Source organism: Cetobacterium sp. (assembly GCF_977044495.1).
The window spans coordinates 1-22,260 of record NZ_CDRRQU010000039.1 but is presented as its reverse complement, the minus strand read 5'-3'; the positions used below and the strand labels follow the sequence as shown (position 1 = coordinate 22,260).

The 22,260-nt window shown below is 28.9% G+C and carries 18 protein-coding genes and 2 riboswitches; of the genes, 13 read left to right on the top strand and 5 right to left on the bottom strand.

The window, feature by feature from the left end:
- Positions 1-663 (top strand): aldehyde dehydrogenase family protein (locus ACWI69_RS09460; RefSeq protein WP_448821595.1); only part of this gene is annotated, 663 nt, incomplete at its 5' end.
- A 68-nt stretch (positions 664-731) separates the two neighbouring features.
- Here ACWI69_RS09460 and ACWI69_RS09455 read toward each other — a convergent pair.
- Positions 732-1,529, bottom strand: coding sequence for a Cof-type HAD-IIB family hydrolase (locus tag ACWI69_RS09455; protein ID WP_448821594.1), 798 nt, complete (start codon positions 1,527-1,529; stop codon positions 732-734).
- Between the two features lie 147 nt (positions 1,530-1,676).
- Here ACWI69_RS09455 and ACWI69_RS09450 point away from each other — a divergent pair, with 147 nt between their 5' ends.
- The 8 genes from ACWI69_RS09450 (at position 1,677) to ACWI69_RS09415 (ending at position 10,679) form a co-directional block, all read left to right on the top strand.
- Positions 1,677-4,031 (top strand): sensor domain-containing protein, encoded by a 2,355-nt coding sequence (locus tag ACWI69_RS09450; RefSeq protein WP_448821593.1) that lies wholly within the window; start codon positions 1,677-1,679, stop codon positions 4,029-4,031.
- 136 nt (positions 4,032-4,167) lie between these two features.
- Positions 4,168-5,097 (top strand): AAA family ATPase, encoded by a 930-nt coding sequence (locus ACWI69_RS09445; protein ID WP_448821592.1) that lies wholly within the window; start codon positions 4,168-4,170, stop codon positions 5,095-5,097.
- 9 nt (positions 5,098-5,106) lie between these two features.
- A complete protein-coding gene (locus tag ACWI69_RS09440; protein WP_448821591.1) occupies positions 5,107-5,937 on the top strand; it encodes a DUF58 domain-containing protein in 831 nt (276 codons plus the stop codon).
- Positions 5,934-6,641: a hypothetical protein gene (locus ACWI69_RS09435; RefSeq protein ID WP_448821590.1), complete on the top strand. Its 708-nt coding sequence runs from the start codon at positions 5,934-5,936 to the stop codon at positions 6,639-6,641. Before ACWI69_RS09440 ends, ACWI69_RS09435 begins: the two co-directional genes overlap by 4 nt.
- Entirely contained in the window at positions 6,634-7,593 is a 960-nt protein-coding gene (locus tag ACWI69_RS09430; protein WP_448821589.1) for a vWA domain-containing protein, read from the top strand. Before ACWI69_RS09435 ends, ACWI69_RS09430 begins: the two co-directional genes overlap by 8 nt.
- 11 nt (positions 7,594-7,604) lie before the next feature.
- On the top strand, positions 7,605-8,567 hold the full coding sequence (locus ACWI69_RS09425) for a vWA domain-containing protein (RefSeq protein ID WP_448821588.1): 963 nt from the start codon (positions 7,605-7,607) through the stop codon (positions 8,565-8,567).
- Entirely contained in the window at positions 8,560-9,270 is a 711-nt protein-coding gene (locus ACWI69_RS09420) for a hypothetical protein (RefSeq protein ID WP_448821587.1), read from the top strand. Before ACWI69_RS09425 ends, ACWI69_RS09420 begins: the two co-directional genes overlap by 8 nt.
- Positions 9,271-9,281: 11 nt before the next feature.
- Positions 9,282-10,679: a BatD family protein gene (locus ACWI69_RS09415; RefSeq protein WP_448821586.1), complete on the top strand. Its 1,398-nt coding sequence runs from the start codon at positions 9,282-9,284 to the stop codon at positions 10,677-10,679.
- An 87-nt stretch (positions 10,680-10,766) separates the two neighbouring features.
- Here ACWI69_RS09415 and ACWI69_RS09410 read toward each other — a convergent pair whose 3' ends face one another.
- Positions 10,767-11,180, bottom strand: coding sequence for a hypothetical protein (locus ACWI69_RS09410; RefSeq protein ID WP_448821585.1), 414 nt, complete (start codon positions 11,178-11,180; stop codon positions 10,767-10,769).
- 274 nt (positions 11,181-11,454) lie between these two features.
- Positions 11,455-11,552, top strand: a riboswitch (purine riboswitch).
- On the opposite strand from ACWI69_RS09410, the gene ACWI69_RS09405 reads away from it, so the two are divergent.
- Entirely contained in the window at positions 11,545-12,873 is a 1,329-nt protein-coding gene (locus ACWI69_RS09405; protein WP_448821584.1) for an NCS2 family permease, read from the top strand. (Overlaps the previous riboswitch by 8 nt.)
- Positions 12,874-12,966: 93 nt before the next feature.
- Here ACWI69_RS09405 and ACWI69_RS09400 read toward each other — a convergent pair whose 3' ends face one another.
- From ACWI69_RS09400 to ACWI69_RS09390, 3 genes are all read right to left on the bottom strand, one after another.
- Positions 12,967-14,544, bottom strand: a complete 1,578-nt coding sequence (locus tag ACWI69_RS09400; protein ID WP_448821583.1) for a glycine betaine ABC transporter substrate-binding protein — start codon at positions 14,542-14,544, stop codon at positions 12,967-12,969.
- Positions 14,541-15,713 (bottom strand): betaine/proline/choline family ABC transporter ATP-binding protein, encoded by a 1,173-nt coding sequence (locus ACWI69_RS09395; protein WP_448821582.1) that lies wholly within the window; start codon positions 15,711-15,713, stop codon positions 14,541-14,543. The genes ACWI69_RS09400 and ACWI69_RS09395 overlap by 4 nt, the downstream gene beginning before the upstream one ends.
- A 96-nt stretch (positions 15,714-15,809) precedes the next feature.
- On the bottom strand, positions 15,810-17,012 hold the full coding sequence (locus ACWI69_RS09390; RefSeq protein WP_448821581.1) for a cation:proton antiporter domain-containing protein: 1,203 nt from the start codon (positions 17,010-17,012) through the stop codon (positions 15,810-15,812).
- A gap of 36 nt (positions 17,013-17,048) precedes the next feature.
- Positions 17,049-17,108, bottom strand: a riboswitch (Fluoride riboswitch).
- A 162-nt stretch (positions 17,109-17,270) separates the two neighbouring features.
- Between ACWI69_RS09390 and nagE the strand changes: the two genes are divergently transcribed.
- The 3 genes from nagE to ACWI69_RS09375 all read left to right on the top strand — a co-directional run.
- Positions 17,271-18,728, top strand: a complete 1,458-nt coding sequence (gene nagE, locus ACWI69_RS09385; protein WP_448821580.1) for an N-acetylglucosamine-specific PTS transporter subunit IIBC — start codon at positions 17,271-17,273, stop codon at positions 18,726-18,728.
- A 113-nt stretch (positions 18,729-18,841) separates the two neighbouring features.
- On the top strand, positions 18,842-20,017 hold the full coding sequence (locus tag ACWI69_RS09380) for an exonuclease SbcCD subunit D (RefSeq protein ID WP_448821579.1): 1,176 nt from the start codon (positions 18,842-18,844) through the stop codon (positions 20,015-20,017).
- Positions 20,004-22,260, top strand: a 2,257-nt coding sequence (locus ACWI69_RS09375; RefSeq protein ID WP_448821578.1) for an AAA family ATPase, incomplete at its 3' end; no start/stop codon positions are given. The genes ACWI69_RS09380 and ACWI69_RS09375, both read left to right, overlap by 14 nt.

Below are 22,260 nucleotides of genomic sequence, written 5' to 3'. Positions count from 1 at the left end.
GCCGTAGAAAAAATAATTTGGGGTAAATTTTTTAACCGAGGGCAAACCTGTATAGCACCAGATTACGTATATTTACCAAAGGGATTGAAAGATAAATTTGTGGAATTAACGAGAGAATTCATTAGGAAAAATGGCGATATTCAAGGTAAAATCATAAATGTTGAACATTTTGAAAGATTGGAAAAACTATTAAATAATCAAAATATAATATACCAGAATGGAAAAATAAGTGAGGATATAAAAAATAAGGGACTTTTTCCCTTTACGATAGTCTTAAATCCAAAGGACGAAGATGATATCTCTCAAGAGGAGATATTTGGTCCCATTCTACCATTGATAGAGTATGAAAGTTTAGAAAAAGTTTATTGGGAGCTACGATTAAAACCTATACCTCTGGCTCTTTATATCTTTAGAAGCGATAAGGGAAATCTATCGACAAAGGGATTAAAAGCTGGTGGTGTGTGTATAAATAGTACCATGCTCCAAATTGTCGATAAAAGAGTTCCATTTGGCGGAATAGGGAATAGTGGACTAGGGCGTTATCATGGTAAATATACTTTTGATACATTTACTCATTATAAACCGATTTTCGAAGGAAGTGGTATAAGAATATCTATGCTAAAGAAAGTTCTAAACTTACTTTTAAATAAAATCAAAAAATAGCCTTTAATGGAGAAAATATTATATTTTTACAAAAAAGGGAATCTTAAACGATTCCCTTCTTAATATATCTATCTACTTTCAAGAAAAAATAGATTGGCTAAATATTTTGCCACACCATTTTCGTCATTAGTTAAGTCCAATGTCTCAAACTCCTTTTTTAAATCTTCAAATCCATTTTTCATAACAAGACCTTTTCCGGCAACTTTAAGCATTTCATAATCATTAAAGGCATCACCAAAAGCTATGGTATGTTTCAAATCAATATTTTTTAATTTAGCTATTGCTTCGAGTGCTTTTCCTTTTGATGTTTCAAAGTGAACAATATCGAGATAATCCTCTTGAGATATAAAAGCATTGATTTCATCATATCTATTAAAATAAGATGAAAGACACTTCAATTTTTCACTATTTTTATCCATTAAGACTATTTTCTCAAAAGTGTAGAAGTCAATGTTATCTAAGTTTATTTCAATAGGGTTTTCAAGTGGATAAAATAAAAAAGTATTAGCTTTTTCTATGCTTCCCTCTCCAATATAAACTTGAGTCCCATATGTAGCAAAAAATACACAGTCTGCCTCCAAAGATTTTTTGAAAACATCATTTACTATTTTGGAATCTAGTGTTCTTTGGAAGATTAACTTTCCTTTATTATCATAGATTGTAGTTCCATTATTACAAACAATTTCACTATTTAATTCCAACGCATCATAGACATGTTTAGCTCCTTTGTAACTTCTGCCCGTAGCTATTATAAATTCAATTCCTTTTTCTCTCAATAGAGCGACAATTTTTTTTGTGTATTCAGAAATATTTTTATCTTTATCAACTAAAGTTCCATCCAAATCAGAAACTATCAACTTATACATATATTCCCCCTAAAAATTATTTTATAGTTACTATTATAGTATCAAAAGACTAGAATTTCAATATTAATATTTTCAATAGCTGTAAAATGTGTTAAAATATCAGAAAATGTATGTAAGAATGGAAAAATCAAGAATAAAGGAAGTTAAATGGAAAAATCAAAGGTTTTAATTTTACATGAAAGTGCAAGTGCAAGAACATCTCTTGAACAGTTAGGATTATATCTCCTACAAGAGTATGATTTTGAGTTTTTAAATATTTTAGACTATTTAAAGGTTAATTTTAAAATCTATGATTTCATAGTATTTGATAGTTATAATGAGTATGTATTTGAATACTTTAAGGAGAAAGTAGATAGAATAATTGTATCAGTAAATATTTTAAAAGAAGAGCGACCTTCTGATTATATAAAAAGAGGGGCCGATAATTTTCTTTTAAAACCGTACTCTTTAAAAGAGATTAGATTGGTTTTTGATCAGTTAAAAGAAAAACTTTTAGTTAAAGAGGAAGCGGAGGAAAGTAAATTAAAATTTTATACTTTATTAGATAATATTCCTTATATGGCTTGGTTTAAAAATAAAGAGAGTGAGTATATGCTTGTCAACAATGAATTTAGAGAGCATTGTGGAAAAGATTTTGAAACAATAAAAGGAAGAGATGACTATTTTGTATGGGATGGTATGATTGGAGAGAATTGTCGTCAATACGATTTAAGAGTTATGACAGAAAGAAAAAGACTAATTTTTGATGAGATAATTCCAGGAAAAAAAGGTTATAAGCAATTTAATATTTATAAAGTACCAGTGGTAGACAGAAAAAATAATATTTTGGGCACAATGGGAATTGCAAAAGATATAACAGATTTGAAAAATAAAGATGTAAAGTTTGATATTCTTTTAGAGAATATGCCTTTTGCTGTATTTACTAAAAATAGAACAGGAGATATCATACAAAGTAACTCAATGCTTTATAAATTGACGAGTGTAAATAAATCTTCCTATCTTTTATTGAAAGAGGAACATCTTTTAGGAGATGAGTATAAAAAAAGTATTGAAATTGAAGATAATGACGTAATTCACAATAAAACTGATATAGCTTTAGTGAGAACATTAAAAACTAAGAATGGTGAAAAAATAGTTGAAGTTTTCAAATCGCCGATTATTGATATATCTGGTGAAGTTATAGGTATTATTTGTACAATGAGGGATGTTACAGAGATAAAAAATCAAGAGGCAAAAATAAAAGAGATGGCATATACAGATTCTTTAACAGGATTAGCCAATAGAAGAGGCTTATATAATTACGTAGAAAGCTATTTAATCAGAAAATATGCTGATGTTACAATCATGTTTATGGATTTAGATAATTTCAAATCTCTGAATGATAGTTTTGGACATCAACACGGAGATAGGATTTTGATTGAGTTTGGAGAAGATTTACAAACAATTTGTAAAGATGGGTTTGTTTCTAGAATTGGTGGAGACGAATTTGTGATTGTTTGGGAAGGAAGAATGAACAAAGAGATTGCCACTGAAATGGCTGAAAAAATTCTTAATCTTTTAAGTGGAAAAAAAAGAAAATTTAATAAAATCTCTGCAAGCATAGGAATTGTTACTGGAAATACGGATGAGGAAACGATAGATAATTTTCTAACTAAAGGTGATTTGGCTCTATATAAGGCAAAAGATCAAGGCAAGAATCAATATGTTTTCTATAACCAAGATTTAGATAAAAAAAGATGTTTAAATGAGGAGATAGAACAAGATTTAAGAAATGCTTTGGATAGAAATGAGCTTGAACTTTATTATCAGCCACAATATACGTGTGATAAAGAGCTTATGGGATTGGAAGCACTTCTTAGATGGAATAGTGACAAATATAAAAAAATTCCCATAGTGGATATTATAAACATTATGGAAAAATCCACTCTGATAGATGAAATTGGAAGGTTTATAATTAAAAGTGCATTTTTATTCGCTAAGAAAATAAATAGCGATAGAGATAAAAAGATTATTGTTTCTGTCAATATATCGGCGGTTCAAATAATGAAGCACAGTTTTGTTAGAACTATAAAAAAAATTATATCCGAAACTGATGTTAATCCAAATTGTATTGGAATAGAAATTACTGAAACTGTGTTGCTACAAAATATAGAAGAAAATATTTTAAAAATAAAGGAACTTAAAGATATTGGAATTAAAATTTCATTGGATGATTTTGGAACTGGCTACTCTTCATTTAATTATCTTGTAAAAATACCACTTTCTAATATAAAAATTGATAAGAGTTTTATTTGGGGTATGAAGGATAGTGAGGAGTATAGAACTTTGGTTAAACTATGTATAGATACAGCTCATGCTTTAAATCTAAAAGTCATAGCAGAAGGAGTTGAAGCAGTGGAGGATTTGGAACTTTTAAAGTTTATGAAAGCTGATTATATTCAAGGATATTTTTTTTGTAAACCATTACCTAAAGATATAATAGAGAAAATTATGGTCAGATAAAAATTTAAAATAAAAATAATGTGGAGGGGTAAAAGTATAAAACTTTTGCCCTTTTTTTTTCGTCAAAAAATTTAGGTATTTTGATAGAAACGCCGTATAATAAGTTATAATGTTAAATAAAATTTAGGAGGAAAGTATGGAAAGAATAAATACTTTAAAAAATGAAATTTCTAAAAAAGTGATTGGACAAAAAGATATGGTTGAAAAAATTCTGATAGGAATTTTGACGGGAAATCATATTCTATTAGAAGGACTTCCTGGATTAGCAAAATCATTAACAGTGAACACAATAGCAGACACTTTAGGATTGAGCTTCTCAAGAATTCAATTTACTCCAGATTTATTACCAAGTGATATTGTAGGAACAGAGATGTATAACGAAAAAACGGGAGATTTTAGTGTCAAAAAAGGACCTATATTTGCCAATATTGTTCTTGCTGATGAAATAAATAGAGCTCCAGCAAAGGTTCAATCTGCACTTTTAGAGGCAATGCAAGAAAAACAAGTTACAATTGCTAATGAAACATTCAAATTGGATAAACCATTTATAGTTTTGGCAACTCAAAATCCTATAGAACAAGATGGGACATATCCTTTACCTGAAGCACAACAAGATAGATTCTTAATGAAGGTTAAAATAGAGTACCCGACATATGAAGAGGAGATGGAGATACTTGATTTATTAACAGGAGAGAAAGACTTTTCAGATATTCCTATAAATACAATAGTTTCATTACAAGATTTGGAAGAAATAAAAGAGACTATTAAAAAAGTAACTATAGATCAAAAACTAAAAAAATATATTTTAGATATTGTATTTAAAACTAGAGAACAATCGGATTATATAGCTTGTGGAGCTTCGCCTAGAGCAAGTATAAGCTTAGTTATCGCATCTAAAGCAGCTGCATTTTTAGATGGAAGAGACTTCGTGATGCCACAAGATATTAAAAAAGTTATATATGACGTTTTACGTCATAGGCTTATTTTGACATACGAAGCTGAGGCTGAAGATAAGAATGTAGAAGATATTATAGATGATATATTAAAAACAGTTATTTTACCATAAGGAGCGACTATGGATAACAAATTAGATAGCAAGAAACAACTTTTAAAAAAAATAAAAAATATTGAAATTAAAGCTACTATTTTATCTGATAATATTTTTGCTGGACAATACCAATCCTGTTTAAAAGGGAATGGGATGGAGTTCTCTGATATTAGAAGATATGCTCCAGGGGATGACGTAAAAAAAATAGATTGGAAAGTTACTGCAAAGCAAAGGAAAGCATATGTCAAAGAGTTTGTTGAGGAGAGAGAACTTTCAGTTTTTTTATTAGTGGATATATCCGCTTCCAATCGCTTTAGAGAAAAATTAGACCTTATAACAGAACTAGTTGGTAGTTTAGCATTTAGTGCCAATAAAAATGGTGATAGAGTAGGGGCAGTGTTTTTTTCAAATCAAATTGAAAAAGTTATACCTTTGAAAAAAGGAAAAAAACACACCTTATCTATAATTGAGAACCTATTGACAATTAAGCCGAAAGGAGATAAAACGGATATCTCTATGGTTTTGAGATATTTCGGTAAAATTTTTAAAAGAAGGTCAGTTATTTTTCTAATATCAGATTTTTTGGATGATAACTATGAAAAGGAGTTAAAGATATTAGCTCAACGACATGAAATTATTCCAGTGAGGATAGGTGATAAAAAATATGAATCGCTTCCAATTGGTGCTATTTTTACTCTAGAGGATTCTGAAACTGGCGAACAAATAGTTATTGAAAATTACAAAGAAAATAGTAGTGATATAAATATAAATAATATTTCAAACGGTATAAATTTATATGTTGGTGAAGATTACGTGAAAGAGATTTCAAAATTTTTTAATAGAGGGAGGGTACGATGAAAAAAGTAGTTACGGGTCTTTTTCTTTTTCTATCTCTCTTATCCCTTAGTAAAGAGTATAATATAGGTGATAAAATCACTTTAAAAATAGAGGGGGCTATCGATAAAAGTCAGATTGAAAAGGCTCTAGAGGATTATAAAATATCGTCCTTAGAAAAAAATAAGGACGGTTCTTATACTGTGGTGTTTACTACATATAAAGTTGGTGAAAATGAAATTCAAATCGGAAATAAAAAATTAAAAATAGATGTTGTTCCCACGATAGAACCATCTGAAAAGGAAATTTATGATGCCCTCTCCAATCCAAATAATATCTACATAGAAAACGATTATCCGCATATGGGAATATTAGCAACTATAGCTGGAGCAATTGCCCTTTTAACAGCATTTTTTATGCATTTGGTGGATAGAGCCAAAAATCCATACATAATATTTAAAAAGGGAATGACTAAAGTCACTGAAACCAATTGGAAAGAAAAAATTAGTTTAGAGTTACGTAAATATATAGATAGTGTGTATGGAACTAATTTTTTAGGAGGAGAGTATAAAAGAATATATCCTCTTACAGAGCAAGATATTGAATTTATAAAAAGTATGGACTATTTGAAATTTGCACCCAATAGAGATGGAGATTACTTAGAATATAAAAAAAGAGCCTTAGAAACAGTAGAGAGATTAAGAAAGGAGAAAAAGAACAGTGTATAACTTTAAAATGCCATATATATTGATACTGATTCCTATAGTTGCCTATCTTTTTTTTAGAAAAAGATCTCAAGGTACTATTAAGGTTCCAGGAATAAAAATTATAAAAAAATATTCAAAAGGAAGTAAAAAACATCTATTAGGACGAATTTTCATATGTTTAGCGACTATATTTATGATATTAGCGTTAGCTCGTCCTCAACTTACAACGGAAGGAAAAGCCGTTAAAAAAGACGGTATAGATATTGCGATAGCTTTGGATCTTTCAAAATCTATGGAAGCAAGGGATTTTAATCCGAATAGATTAGAAAAATCAAAAGAATTATTAAAAGAATTTATAGATAAAAGACCAAATGATAGGCTATCATTGGTTGTTTTTGGAGGAGAAGCATATACAAAAGTGCCTTTAACATTTGATCATAGTGTATTGAAAAATATGATTTCAGACATAACGACAGATGATATAACAAGTAATAATAGAACAGCCATAGGTATGGGACTGGGAGTGGCATTGAATAGACTTAAAGACTCTGATTCAAAATCTAAAGTTGTCATCTTGATGACCGACGGTGAAAATAACTCTGGTGAGATGAGTCCTATAGGTGCTGCTGAAGTAGCTAAAGATTTAGGGATAAAAGTTTATACTATCGGAATTGGAGCAAAAGAGATTGCAGTTCCTGGATTTTTTGGAACTGCATACGTTGAAAATAAAGAACTTGATGAAAATCTTTTAAATCTTATTGCGGAAAAAACAAATGGAAAGTATTTTAGGGCTAGTGATTCTAAAGAGTTTCAAAATATTTTTAATGAGATAAATAATCTAGAAAAAACTAAAATAGATAGTAGAAGTATCTATAATATCACAGAATATTTTCAAGAGTTATTAAAAATTGCTTTAGTTTTATTTTTATTGGGAATATTTTTTGAATATTTTAAGTATATAAGAATACCTTAGGAGGGATAATTATGGAATTTGGAAACACTGCTAGTATTAAGTTTATAGTTATCCCTATTTTAACTATTTTATTTTTAATATTAGGGATAATAAAAAGAGAAAAAATATTAGAAAGAATAGGCTGGAAAAAAGATACTTTAATTATGATTATAAAGGCATTGTTTCTTTCTATTGGTGGTATTTTAATATTTTTAGCATTACTTTCACCACAAAAATTAAAAGAAGAGGAAAAAATAGACGTTCAGGGAAGTGATCTCTATGTACTTATGGATATATCTAAATCTATGTTAGCTGAAGATACATATCCTAATAGACTTGAAATCAGTAAAAAAGAATTAAAAGAAATTTTGAATAATCTAAAAGGAGATAGAGTCGGAATTATACCATTTTCTGATAGTGCTTATGTTCAAATGCCTTTGACTGATGACTATTTTATGGCAATAAATTATATTGATGCAATAGATAGTAAGCTTATTTCTGGAGGAGGAACTGAGCTTTTAGAAGCTTTAAAATTAGCGAACAGTTCTTTTGAAAAAACTGCCGCAAAAGATAAAAATGTAGTTATTTTTTCAGATGGTGGAGAGAGAAATCCTGAAATTTTAGAATACGTTAAAGAAAATAATATAAAAACTTTTATATTCGGAGTTGGGACTGATGAAGGAAGCGTAATTCCAATAGATAATGGATTTATAAAGGATAACAACGGAAATATAGTTGTCTCTAAATTAAATGATGACTTTTTAAAAGAGTTAGCTAAAGAAAGCGGTGGGCAATATTACTCTTTAAATAATTTGAATACAGGTAATTATCAAAAATTGATTGCTGATATTGGCAAGTTAGATAAAACCTCGCAAAGAGACGAAAAACTAAATATTTATGAACAGTACTATCAATATCCATTGGGAATTGGATTGCTATTGATTTTAATAGGATATTTTTTAAGAAAAAAAGAGAAGGAGGGGGAATATGTTTAAAAAAATATTAATTCTTCTTCTAGGAATATCTTTAATTATATTCGGAGTTCTGAGATTAAAAAAAGATAAACCAGTTGAAGAACCGGGGTATTTAAAGTTCGTCAATGCTAACTCTTTAGTAAAAGAAAATAAAGCGGAGGAGGCCTTAGAAGAGTATAAATTAGCTATGGATACCAATGAAGACATCAATATTAAAAAGAACTTTGAAATCATAAAAAATAAGATTGAGGAAGAAAAAAAAGAGCAGGAACAACAAGAAAAGAATCAAGATAAAAAACAACAAGAGCAAAAAAATGAAAAGAATCAACAGCAAGAACAGCAGAATAAAAATGATTCACAAGATAATAATGAGGAAAATAATCAGCAAAAAAATGATACAGATAAAAAAGATAACCAGCAAAATAATTCAAGCCAAGATGAAAAGCGAGAAGAAAAGGATAGCCAACAACAAAATCAAGAAAAGAAGCAGGAGAATAAGGATACTTCTCAGAATAATGACAGAGCAAATAATCCCAAAAATGAGAAGGGAAATGAAGGAAATACTCCAAAAGAGTTGACTCAAGAAGAAAAAGCTATGAAACAAAAAGAAGAAGAATTAAGAAGTATTATGCAAAGGCTTGAAGGAAATGAAAAACAAGCTTTTAAAAACAATGAGAGAGTTTTAAATACAAGCGAGAATAAAAATAGCGAAAATAGATGGTAGAGGAGAGCAGAATGAAAAAAATTAATTTATTTCTAATAATGTCAATGCTTTGTAAATTAACTTTTTCTGAATTAGTATTAAATTCTTCTAATTTAGCTCCTTCAAAATATGAAGTTTTTAATTTAGAAGTTTCATTTATAAATGAGGATAAGGAAAAATACAAAATAGAAGGAATAGAAAATTTTGATATTTTATCTAAAGGTTCTAGCAATAGCTATAATGTTATAAATGGAAATACGACATCAGCAAAAAGTGATATATATAGATTGAAACCTAAAAAAGATGGGGAATTTATAGTAAAAGTTATCACTGAGAAAGGAAATGAAAAATCTATTCAGATAGATGTAAAAGAAAATAAGCAACTGGATGCAGTGATGAAGGATAAATTCACTTTACAAGCAGATATACCTAAAAAAAGTTATTATTTTGGTGAAAAAATACCTTTTCAAGAGAACTTTATAAGTACTGTAAATATTAGTTCTTTTTCTCAAATTAAAGCACCTAATTTCCAAGATTTTTCAGTAAAAGATATCACTAAGTATAATAACAATAGCTATGTACAAAGTCATATAGAATACAATGGTAAACAAGGTATTGAATTAAATATATTCAAAGGTATTTTGCAAGCTAACAGCAGTGGAGAAAAAAATATTACAACAAGTGAAGTAAAAGTTGGAGAGCCTACAAGAGACTTTTTCTATGAAAATACAACTCTTGTTGGTGGAGAAAATATAAAAATAGATATAAAACCACTTCCGGTTGGCATTCCTAAGAATTTCAAAGATATTGTAGGAACTCTTAGCTACAAGGAGAATTGGAAAAATAAAGAAGTTAATGTAGGACAGGCAATAACTTTGGAGGTGACATTGTCTGGAAGTGGAAATTTAGCTTTATTAGAAAGTTTACCTCTTGAAAATCAGAGTAATTTTAACATTTTTCAAAGTATTAAAAACTATACTGAAGAAATTAAGGGAAATAACTATTATAATGAAAAAACTTTCGAAGTTGCATTTATCCCTAAAAATGGAGGAATAGAGAAAACACCTGAAATAGTTATTCCTTACTTTAATACTGAAACAGAAAAATATGAAAATTTAACAATTCCATCACAAAATATAAAAGTTGTAGGAGGAAAGCTTCAAAATAATAATATTTCTGAAAATAGACCTATACAAAAAAATATGGAAAATACAAAATCTGAAAATACTTTTACACCTTCTTCTTCTGAAAACTTAAATAATAATTTACAAGAAGTAAATATTAAAGTTCTTGAAACAGAAAAAAATCCAGCTAAAAATATTTATAAATTAGCTTTTGCGATTGTATCTCTTCTTTGTCTAATAGAATTAATTGCAATAATATATCTTGTATTAGATAGAAATAAATCTAAAAATACTAAAAAAAGATAAATTATTTATTTATAAAAATAATTTTTAGAGAAAAAAATAAAAAGAGTAATTCTAAAATAAAATATTAGAGTTGCTCTTTTATTATATTTATTTCTTTTTTTGTATAAATTTTTGGAAATGGTTATTTTGAGAATCTTTATTAAATGAATTTTGGTTTTTGTTTCCAGAATTATTTGAATCGGACTTATTTTGTAAATTTTCTACTTTAAAGTATTTAGGAAATTTTTTATAAATATCTCTCTCTACTTTTGGGTAATCACTTCCGTCTCCAATAATAAACTCTTCATATATCTCATCCTCGTCCTCAACATAGATAGTAACTTCTAACAGGTCTCCTCGTTTTGTTTTTATAAAATTAAAGTCTTTTATATTTTTAATCAAAAATTCATCTGCTTCATCACTAATTTTGTTCAATACAACTAATTCGCCATTTAAGTTTTTGGCTAATTTAATGTATCCGTTTAAAATTTCAGTTAGTATCTCTCTTGTAACATTATACATTAATAAAAATCCTCCTTTTTATACGTTTTATTTACTTTCATTATCTCATATTTTATAAAAACTTACAACGATTTCTATATTATTTCTAATAATAATTAGTTTTAAATTATAAATATTCAGATAAGAGGCATTATATGTAGTTTTATTATCTATATAAATATAAATTAATTATTATTTTTATATTTATATAATTAGCTGAAAAATATGACAATAAAATAAATACTACACACAATAAAAAATAAAAAAGTTGACAACATTTGTGAAGTATAGTACAATGGTCTGTATTTTTATCACTGATATAATCCTGAAATAAGGTCAGGAGTTTCTACAAGTCACCGTAAATGACTTATTATTAGGAGGCATAATGGAAAACATCAAACAAAAGAATAATAGTATACTAAGGGCTATTGATTCTTACTTTCAACTTAGTCGATACAATACCACAATTTCAACGGAGATAACTGCTGGTATTACAACATTTATGACAATGGCATATATTTTGATTGTTCAACCTCTGTTTATGAATGCTGCGGGAATGGACGTCAAAGCTGTCACTATTGTAACAGCTCTGCTATCAGCTGCTTTTTCTATTGTGATGGGACTATATACAAATAGACCTTTTGCTATGGCACCTGCTATGGGAGGAAATGCTTTTTTTGCTTATACTCTAGTTGCTGGTGGAATGGTCAATTGGCAAATAGCTATGGGTATGGTTTTTTTATCTGGAATAGGATTTTTAATTCTCACAGTTTTCGGTTTAAGAGAACTTATTGTAGAAGCAATTCCTAGAAATTTAAAGTTTGCGATAGGAGTGGCTGTTGGTTTTTTTATAGCTATGGTAGGATTTAAAAATGGTCAACTCATGACTATTTCAAATGGAAGCATATCTATGGGAAGTATCTATAATCCAAATACTATATTATCTTTAATCGGACTTTTTATTACAATAGCACTTGTTTTAAATAGAATTAAAGGGGGAGTTCTGATAGGTATTGTAGTTACTACATTGCTTGGAATCCCCATGGGAATAACTCAGATACCAGAAACTTTTTTCTCAATGCCACCGTCAATATCCACTATAGCTTTTAAGCTTGATATAATGGGAGCATTAAAATTTGCATTTTTACCCTTAATATTTACATTTTTTGTAGGAGACTTTTTCTGCACTCTAGGGACTTTACTAGGAGTTTCAGCTCAAGCTGGACTTTTAGATGAAAATGGAAATTTACCAGAAGTTGATAAACCTTTTTTAGTCGATTCTATCGCCACTATCGTTGGAGCTCTATTTGGATCTACAACAATAACGACATTCCTGGAGTCAGCAGCTGGAGTTGAAGAGGGAGGAAGAACAGGTCTAACAGCAATATCTACAGGAATCTGTTTTATATTTACAATTTTCTTAACACCAATTGTTTATATAATTCCATCTGCTGCAACAGCACCAGCATTAATTTTTATAGGTATTCTCATGATGACAAGCATGAAATTTATCGATATGGATGATATGACCGAGTTTGTTCCAGCTGTTATAACAATTATGTTTACTGTTTTTACAGATAATATGGCGTCTGGAATGAGTATGGGAATTATATCATACGTAATTATCAAGATATTGACTAGAAGGTATAAAGAATTAAATCTTCCAGTGTTAATTTTAGCCTTACCATTGTTAGGATATTTTATATTTTTATAAAATTAAATGATAAACATAAATTTTAAAGGGATTATACAAAAAGGTTTTAACCTTTTTATATAATCCCTTTGAATTTAGCTAAATTATAGATTATCAAATAGTATTTCTATTATTTTTATCCTCTATAATTCCTTTATCTATAAGAAAATTATTAATAATGTTTTCAATAGGTTCATTCCCTTCGATTGCCAATAAATTTAACTTTTGCATCTCGTTTTCATTTAAAGCTCCCACAAGAGAATCCAAGGTCTCTATTATATCTCCTTTTATGTTTTCAAATCCCTTTCTAATCGTTATCACAACCTCATAAGGTGGAAAAAATTTCAAATTATCTTCTAGTAGAAGTAGTTCATGTTTGGCTATTAACCCATCCGTAGAATAAACCAAAGCGACTTCAATTTTATCTGAAAGTAAAGAACTGATTACCAACCCTTGATCCATAGATAAAATACTTTTAAATTTTATATTATAAGCTTTTTGTATTCCTAAAAGTCCATCCTCTCTCTCCATAAATTCATGTGGACCACTTAAGATCATATTATTGGCATATTTTTTTAAGTCACTAATAGTTTTTATCCCATATTTTTTAGCTACCTCTGGCTTCATAGCAAAAGCATATGTATTCTCGAACCCTATAGGTTCTCTTATATCTAAATCATGATTTTTTAAATATTCAGATTTTATAGTCTCAAATACTGTCTTTGCATCCGCTTTTTCTTTTTTACCTAAATAAGCAGCATATGCCACTCCCGTATATTCTGGATACACATCTATATCTCCATTTTTTATGGCCTCAAAAATAACTGTGCCTGTTCCAAGTTCCACAGTTTTAGCTTTATAATCAGTATTGGCTTCTATTATTTGTGATATCATAACACCTAAGATTCTCTGTTCATTATAATTTTTATGTCCAACAACAATTGTTGGAATATTGCTACTTTCAATATTTTCATAGATTCTAAAACCAGCTCCCAAAATCAAAACAATCGCAATAATATTTAGAATTTTTATATTTTTCTTTTTTTCTTTAAAATCTGTTAACATTCCATTAGGAGTCAATACTTTTTCTAAAACACCTAGAAAATAATTGGCAACAAATGCAAGTATCGCCGTCGGAATTGCCCCTGTTAAAACCAAATTATTATTACTAGTAGATATACCTCTAAAAATAAGTTCTCCTAGCCCTCCTGCTCCAATCAACGCTGCAATTGTTGCAGTGCCTATCGTAGCAACTGTTGAAATTCTAATTCCACCCATTATAACTGCAACAGCAATCGGAAGTTTAACTTTAGTTAAAACTTGAAAATTTGTCATCCCCATTCCTATAGCTGCCTGTATTGTAGACTTATCTACACCTTTTATTCCAATATATGTATTCGTTATAATTGGAAGTAAGGAATATAAAAAAAGTACAAAGACCGCGGGTTTTACCCCGATCCCCATAACTGGAATTATAAGACCAAATAGGGCTAAACTAGGTATAGTTTGAAATATACCTGCCGTAGTTAATACCGCTTTAGAAAGTTGTTCACTTCGAGTTATAAAAATTCCTATTGGAACTCCAATCGCAATTGCAATAGACACAGCAAGACTTGTTATTTCAATATGCTGTATAAGTGCAACATGAACTTCCGGAAGTTTTTCAATAAAATATCCTATAAATGAGTTCATACAGTGTCCCCCATTTCTAGTGTTATCTCTTCGTTATCAGTAGATGGAGCTATTTTACTAATAGCATTGACTAATCCTAAGTTTGTTATTACTCCAGTCAATCTATTTTTATCATCAACTACTGGTACTACTTTTGCATTTATACTCGACATCTTATTTAAAACATCTAATAAATTGCTATCCTTGTCTATTGTAGTAAAATCTTTATCCATAATATCTCTAACTCTTAAGATATTATTTTCCATAGCATATATTAAATTTTTTCTAAATATCATTCCAATAGGCTCACTGTATCTTCCTCCCTCTGTTTCGGTAACAATAAGAAAATCTATATCATGGGTTTTTAAAAGATTAAAAGCTCTTGAAATATTACTTCTTTTTTCAATAGTCCAATAATGTTTAGACATTATATCGGAAACAAGAAGCTTCTTAGGAGTTTTCCAAATTCTATCTTTTCCTATAAATTGTTCTATATATTCTGAAGCTGGTCTTTTTAAAATTTCATCTGGAGTATCAAATTGTAAAATCTCTCCATCTTTTAAGAATGCTATTCTCTCACCTAATTTTATAGCTTCATCCATATCATGGGTGACAAATATGACCGTTTTACCTAATTCTTTTTGTAATTTTAAAACTTCATCTTGAATACTTTCTCTAGTTATTGGATCTAATGCAGAAAAAGGTTCATCCATCAAAATTATATCTGGATTTGTGGCTAAAGCTCTAGCTATACCAACTCTTTGTTTTTGACCTCCAGATACTTCATGAGGATATTTCTCATAGTATATTTCAGGATCAAGATTTAAAATATTCAGCAACTCATAAGTTCTATTTTTTCTTTTTTCTTTTTCCCATTTTAAAAGTTTTGGAACGAGCTCAATGTTTTCACCAATAGTCATATGAGGCATCAGCCCCTCTTTTTGTATGACATACCCAATTCTTCTTCTAAGAGTTATTGGATTAATTTTACTTATATCCTCTCCATCTATAAATATACTTCCACTCGTCGGATCAATGAGCCTATTTATCAATTTCATCATTGTTGTTTTACCACAACCTGATTCACCAATCAAAACAACAAACTCTCCAGTTTTTATTTTAAAATCTATATTTTTTAAAACAAGTGTTCTTTTATCATAGGATTTGGTAACTTTTTTAAACTCAATCATACTCAATCACCTCAAATATAAATTTTTGTAAAACAAAAGCAACTACAGTGTTTGTACTTAAAAAGCTTAAATTTCCTTTTTAATTTAAAAATTTTTTTAGGAATCTTTTAATAACACCTTATATGTAGAGTTTATTCCTATGGCTCCTAAAGGAGCTGTTATTAATACACTTAAAATAACTATTGCTTGCATAACTTCTCCTCCTACAACTCCCATCTGAAGCGGTATTCCTGCTTTTGCTGATTGAACTGTTGCCTTGGGAAGATAAGCAATAATACAAAATAATTTTTCTTTATACGATAAGTTAGTTCCAATTAAAGAGATTAAAACTCCAATTGATCGTACAGATAAAGAGTATGTTAAAATTGTTAATCCAACAAAAAAATACCCACTAACTAATCCTGGATCTATAGCCATTCCAACAAATGTAAACAAATATATTTTTCCATATTTCCAAAGTCTATTCATATTTGTATGAATATCTCCATATTTATCTTTTTCATAATAACGAACAAAAAATCCAAAAGACATTATTGTTAATAACGAGTTGTACAGTGTAAAGTGAAATCTATTCTCTATATATCTAAGAGTCACACAAATAATGAAAACTATGATTGTCTTTATTACACTACTCTTTACTTTAAAATAACTATATTTTCCAATAAATCCCACTATCCAGCCAATTATCAAACTAACTACAATGGATATTGGTATAAAAAATAACTGAGTTTTAAAATCAAAAGTTTCACCACTTAATTTTTGAAAATATATCGCCAAAAATGAAGTAAAAAGTGTTATAGATATTGTATCATCTGCTGATGCTCCAACTAATAATAACTGAGGGATAGATTTTTTTTGTCCAATATTTTTATCTATCAAGTTCACCATAGATGGAATTAAAACTGCCGGACTAACAGCAGCTATAATGAAGCCTAAAATAGCTCCTTGAATAAAACTAAAATCTAAAAAAATAGTTGATAAATATGCTATGGTAAACCCTTCCAAAGTAGCAGGAATAACACTTAATAGTATGGCAGGACGACCTATTTTTTTTATTTGATCCATTCCTATTCCAAGCCCTCCAATAAATAAGACTACTATTAAAGCTGTATCTTTTAAAATAGGTGCTAAATTAAGAGCCAATTCTGGAGTTTTATCAAATCCGTAAGGTCCAATTAAAACTCCAGCTGTCATCATTCCTATTAAAGATGGAAGTCTAATTTTTTCAAAAATTTTTCCTACATAGTTTGAATAAAATGTTAAAAAAATAAAAAAAGATAAAGCAATAAAATAATTCATCCTTTTCCTCCTTAAAATAAAAAACTCCTACCCTAAAAAAGAGTAGGAGTCATTAGCTTTTAGCGTTTAATGGCGAACTCCATCGCCTATCTATATAAATATATCTGTCTTATTGTAGCATACTTTTCAGTAAAATTAAAGAAAAAAATACCTGTATGTAATATAGCTAATGTGTTCTATTAGAATATGAATTGCACTTGACACAATAATTATTTTATTATACAATGTGCTGGAAATAAATTATATTAGGAGGGAAAAATGTTTACTTATTTACAAAAGATTGGTAAAGCACTGATGGTTCCTGTTGCAGTCTTACCAGCTGCTGCAATTTTATTAGGACTAGGTTACTTTATTGACCCAAGTGGTTGGGGAGGAAATAGCGCATTAGCAGCATTTTTTATTAAATCTGGAGCAGCAATTATAGATCAAATGCCTATATTATTTGCTGTCGGAGTCGCTTTTGGAATGTCTAAGGATAAAAGTGGTTCTGCTGCTTTATCAGGTCTAGTAGGATTTTTAGTAATTACCACGCTACTATCTCCTGGTGCTGTTGGTCAAATTATGAAAATAGATAATGTTCCTATTGGATTTGCTAAAATAAATAACCAGTTCATTGGTATTTTAGTTGGGGTTATATCTTCAGCTTTATACAATAGATTCAGCAATATAGAGTTGCCAAAAGCTCTATCATTTTTTAGTGGAAAGAGATTAGTTCCTATAATTACATCTTTTGTTATGATTATAGTTGCTTTTATTTTAATGTATATATGGCCAACAATCTATGATGGACTAGTTAATTTTGGAGAGGGAATCAGTGGAATGGGAGCTACTGGAGCTGGAATATATGGATTCCTAAATAGACTTTTAATTCCAGTTGGTTTACATCACGCTTTAAACTCTGTATTTTGGTTTGATGTTGCAGGAATTAATGATATTCCTAGATTCCTTGGGGGAGCTCAGTCAATAGCAAATGGAACGGGAATACCTGGAACAACGGGAATGTATCAAGCTGGATTCTTCCCTATTATGATGTTTGGTCTTCTAGGGGCTGCAGTTGCTTTTGTGAGAACAGCTAAGCCAGAGAATAAAGATAAAATTAAATCTATTATGATTGCTGCTGGTTTTGCAACTTTCTTAACTGGAGTTACTGAACCACTAGAGTTTGCATTTATGTTTGTTGCACCTGGATTGTATTTAGTTCACGCTATATTGACTGGAATCTCATTATTTATAGCTGCTACTATGCACTGGATTGCTGGATTTGGGTTCTCTGCTGGATTAATAGATATGCTATTATCATCTAGAAACCCACTAGCTACTGGATGGTATATGTTGATCATACAAGGAGTTGTATTTTTCTTCCTATACTACTTTATATTCTACTTTATTATTACAAGATTTAATCTTAAAACACCCGGAAGAGAGGATATTGACCCATCTGAAGAGGAAAATACTTCATCCAAATTCTCTACAAATGATGAATTAGCTGAAAAAATGTTACCACTTTTAGGTGGGATTGATAACTTGGTGAGTATAGATAACTGTATTACTAGATTGAGACTTGATGTGAAAGATAGTTCATTAGTGAATGATGCAGAAATTAAAAAATTAGGAGTTGCTGGAGTATTAAAACCTAGCAAAACTTCTGTTCAGATTATAGTTGGAACACAAGTTGAATTTGTAGCTAATGCTTTAAAAAGAATGACAGGAAAATAATTTTTAAACAAAAAGTGTCTATTAGGCACTTTTTTATTTTACCTTAAAATTTGAATTTTGTTAAATTCAGTGATACACTGTACTAAAGAAAAAATAATTTAGGAGGCACTTTTATGAGGGTACTTCATACATCTGATTGGCATTTAGGTAAAAAACTTGAAGGACAATCAAGAATATCTGAACAAAAATTATTTATAAACGCTCTGGAAAGAGTTATAAAAGAGGAAAATATTGACTTGGTTCTTTTAGCAGGAGATATCTACGATACCTATAATCCTTCAGCTGAAGCAGAAAAATTATTTTTTGATAGCATAAAACAACTATCATTAAATGGTAAGACAGGAATTATCATAATTCCAGGAAATCATGATAATCCGCAAAGATTGACAGCAGTCTCACATCTAGCTAAAGATTATGGAGTAATAATATATGATAGAGCTTTTCAAGAAATTAAAATTGGAAAATATGGAAACCTTAATATCTATAACTCTGTTCCGGGTGGAATTTTTATAGAAAAAAATAATGAAAAAATCTATGTATATAATCTTCCTTTTCCAAGTGAAGCTACTTTGAACGAAACATTTGACAACGTCAAATTCAATACTCGAATCAAAGATATTTTAGCAGAGGGAGTTAGTTATAATAAAGAGGATATTCCTACTATAGTGATGACTCATATATATGTAGCTGGCTCTATGGGAGAGGGGGAGGTTGCTTTAGAACTAGGTGGTTCGCGTGCAATTGCTATAAATGATCTTCCAGAGGTCAATTATATAGCCTTAGGGCACGTTCACAAACCAATGTATTTTAAAGAGAAAAATGCTTATTACTGTGGATCACCGATAGAGTACAGAGTAAGTGAAAATAGGTTTAATAAAAAAATTTTTATTGCTGACATAACAAAAAACTCAACTATTTTGAAAGAGATTCCATTAGAAAACTATAAGCCTATAAAAGAATACACTGTAACTGGAAGTGAAGAGGCTATTATTAAATCCCTAGAGCTTACCGATAAAAATGAATGGATATATTTGAATGTAGAGATAGATGAGCCATTGACAAATTCTACAATTAGAAAAATTAAATCCAATAAAAATATTTTAGAAATAGTCCCTATTATAAATATAGAATCAAAAGAAATTGAAGCTACAAATTATAGTGAACAAAGTCTGGAAGAGGCTTTTATAGAGTTTTACAAAGAGGAAACAATGGGATTGCCCCCAAGTGATAATATAACAAAACTTTTCTTAGAGATTTTAGAGGAGGGTGAATACAGTGAGACCAATTAAACTAGAAATAACTGGACTACAAAGTTTTTCTAAAAAACAAATAGTTGATTTTGAAGCTTTAACAACTCTCGGACTTTTTGGTATTTTCGGCGAAACAGGAAGCGGAAAATCTACAATATTAGATGCTATAATTTTCGCAATTTTTGATGAAATCCCAAGAACTATGGGAAGTAAAGGAAAAAATATAAGACCATGTCTAAATCAAGATAGTGATTTCTTAGAAGTTTACTTCAAATTCGCACTGGGAAGTAATATTTTTGAAATAACTAGATGCTATAAAAAAAAGTTCTCTAGAAAAGGAGAAGAAAAATTTGAGCAAAATAATCCAATTTTAATTTTAAATGGAGATGTTATAGCTGATACGGTCAAAAATGTAGAAAGTAAAATAAATGAGTTTTTTGGTATAAATGTAAATGATTTTACAAGATCAGTTGTGCTACCTCAAGGTAAATTTAGTGAATTTTTAAAACTAAAAGGTTCTGATAAAATGACCATGTTGGAAAATATCTTTGATTTAGAACGATATGGAACTAAAATGTCTGAAAAGATAAAAGTTAGAAATAATAGATTAAAAGAGGAGATAACATCTTTAGAAAATCAGATAAAAGGAAAAGGCGATTGTTCTTTAGAAAGTATAGAAAGCATCAAAGATATTCTTTTAATCAAAGAGGGAGAATACCATAATCTGCTATTAACTAAAAAAGATTTAATTTGTAAGTATAACGAATCCAAAGAATTAAAATTATTATTTGAAAAGTTAGATATGTACCTATGTGAATTAGAGAAATTAGATTTAGAAAAAGAGGATATTGCTTTATATAAAAATATTTTAAGTAAACATGAAATTGCACAATCCTTTAAAAATGCTATAGATGAGATAACAACTCTTAAAGAAAATATTTTAACTAATCAAAATATTCTTCTAAAATCGAAACACTCTTTAGAGAAACTTAACTCCACTCTTGAAAATCTTAAAGAGGATGAAGAAGAAAAACAAAATAAATTAAATAAATTGATTTTAGAGTCAGATAATCTTAAAATTGATTATACCGAGTTAGATAATTTACGTAAAGGAGAACAGTATATTAGAGCTATAGAATTTAAAGAAAAACTTTTAGTGGAAGCTCTAGAGGACTTAAGTTTAATCTCTTTAGATTTGGAATCGCTACGTAAAAAATTAGAAGTTAACAATCTTGTACTAGAAGATGAAAATAATAATCTTCAAAATCTTGAAAAAATAGATAGAGATGAATTAATCTTCATAGAGAACGAAATAAAACAACTAAATACCAATATAGGACTACTAACTGAAAAGTTAAAAGAGAAAAATAGATTAGAAATCGAGGTTAAAGAGGAAGAGGTTTTAAAAAAGTCAATAACAGAGGAATTAGAAACTTATTTAAAAAAAATTGAAGAGATAGGTAGACAAAATTTTGAAAGCAAAGCTTTTGAAATATCTAAAAATCTTATTCACGGAAAATCCTGTCCTGTTTGTGGCTCAACAGAACACCCAAATCCAGCTAAAGAAATTATGAGTATAGATAGTTCTATTTTGGATGAATTACTTAAAAGAAAAGAAAAATTAGAGAAATCCCTTGTAGAAATAGATACAAAACTTAGCTTTCATCTAAAAAAATTAGCTGAACTAAAAGAAATAAATAATATTGAGAATTTAAAACAAGAACTTCAAAATAAAGAAAAAATTTTAAGTGATTTGAAAAATAAAGAAAAAAATATTCTGGAGAACGAACAAGAATTAGTGAATAAAATAGCAGTTTTAAAATCAAATTTAAAAAACTACTCATCTAATATAGTTCAAAAAGAAAGTACTTTAAATAGAGTAGAGGAAAAAATTATCCTTTACAAAAAGGAAATTTCAGAGGAAAGAAAAAAGATAGCCCTATTAAAACTTGAAAGTGACTCTCTAGACTACATAATTAATAGAAAACTATTATTAGAAAATATGGAAAAAGAATACCGTGAAGTTTCTAATAAAAAAGAAAATTTAGAAATCTCCCTTAGAGAAATAAGAGATAGTATATTCAAGGAGTTTAATAATATTCAAAGTACTTCTATTGAAGTAATAGCTTTAGAAGAAAAAAATAATCATTTAAAGGATACTTACAGCGATAAAAAGGAATGGTTAAAAACTGAAGCTACAAAAAATGGATTTTTATCTATAGAGGATATATTAAATCATATACTGGAAGAAAATAAAGATATATTATTAAAAAATAAAATAT

Excerpts from the sequence above, each read along its gene's own strand:
- ACWI69_RS09425 (WP_448821588.1), top strand. The coding sequence starts at position 7,605 with ATGGAATTTGGAAACACTGCTAGTATTAAGTTTATAGTTATCCCTATT.
- ACWI69_RS09415 (WP_448821586.1), top strand. The coding sequence starts at position 9,282 with ATGAAAAAAATTAATTTATTTCTAATAATGTCAATGCTTTGTAAATTA.
- ACWI69_RS09390 (WP_448821581.1), bottom strand. The coding sequence starts at position 17,012 with ATGAATTATTTTATTGCTTTATCTTTTTTTATTTTTTTAACATTTTAT.
- ACWI69_RS09455 (WP_448821594.1), bottom strand. The coding sequence starts at position 1,529 with ATGTATAAGTTGATAGTTTCTGATTTGGATGGAACTTTAGTTGATAAA.
- ACWI69_RS09440 (WP_448821591.1), top strand. The coding sequence starts at position 5,107 with ATGGATAACAAATTAGATAGCAAGAAACAACTTTTAAAAAAAATAAAA.
- ACWI69_RS09395 (WP_448821582.1), bottom strand. The coding sequence starts at position 15,713 with ATGATTGAGTTTAAAAAAGTTACCAAATCCTATGATAAAAGAACACTT.
- ACWI69_RS09435 (WP_448821590.1), top strand. The coding sequence starts at position 5,934 with ATGAAAAAAGTAGTTACGGGTCTTTTTCTTTTTCTATCTCTCTTATCC.
- ACWI69_RS09420 (WP_448821587.1), top strand. The coding sequence starts at position 8,560 with ATGTTTAAAAAAATATTAATTCTTCTTCTAGGAATATCTTTAATTATA.
- nagE (WP_448821580.1), top strand. The coding sequence starts at position 17,271 with ATGTTTACTTATTTACAAAAGATTGGTAAAGCACTGATGGTTCCTGTT.
- ACWI69_RS09410 (WP_448821585.1), bottom strand. The coding sequence starts at position 11,180 with ATGTATAATGTTACAAGAGAGATACTAACTGAAATTTTAAACGGATAC.
- ACWI69_RS09380 (WP_448821579.1), top strand. The coding sequence starts at position 18,842 with ATGAGGGTACTTCATACATCTGATTGGCATTTAGGTAAAAAACTTGAA.
- ACWI69_RS09450 (WP_448821593.1), top strand. The coding sequence starts at position 1,677 with ATGGAAAAATCAAAGGTTTTAATTTTACATGAAAGTGCAAGTGCAAGA.
- ACWI69_RS09400 (WP_448821583.1), bottom strand. The coding sequence starts at position 14,544 with ATGAACTCATTTATAGGATATTTTATTGAAAAACTTCCGGAAGTTCAT.
- ACWI69_RS09405 (WP_448821584.1), top strand. The coding sequence starts at position 11,545 with ATGGAAAACATCAAACAAAAGAATAATAGTATACTAAGGGCTATTGAT.
- ACWI69_RS09445 (WP_448821592.1), top strand. The coding sequence starts at position 4,168 with ATGGAAAGAATAAATACTTTAAAAAATGAAATTTCTAAAAAAGTGATT.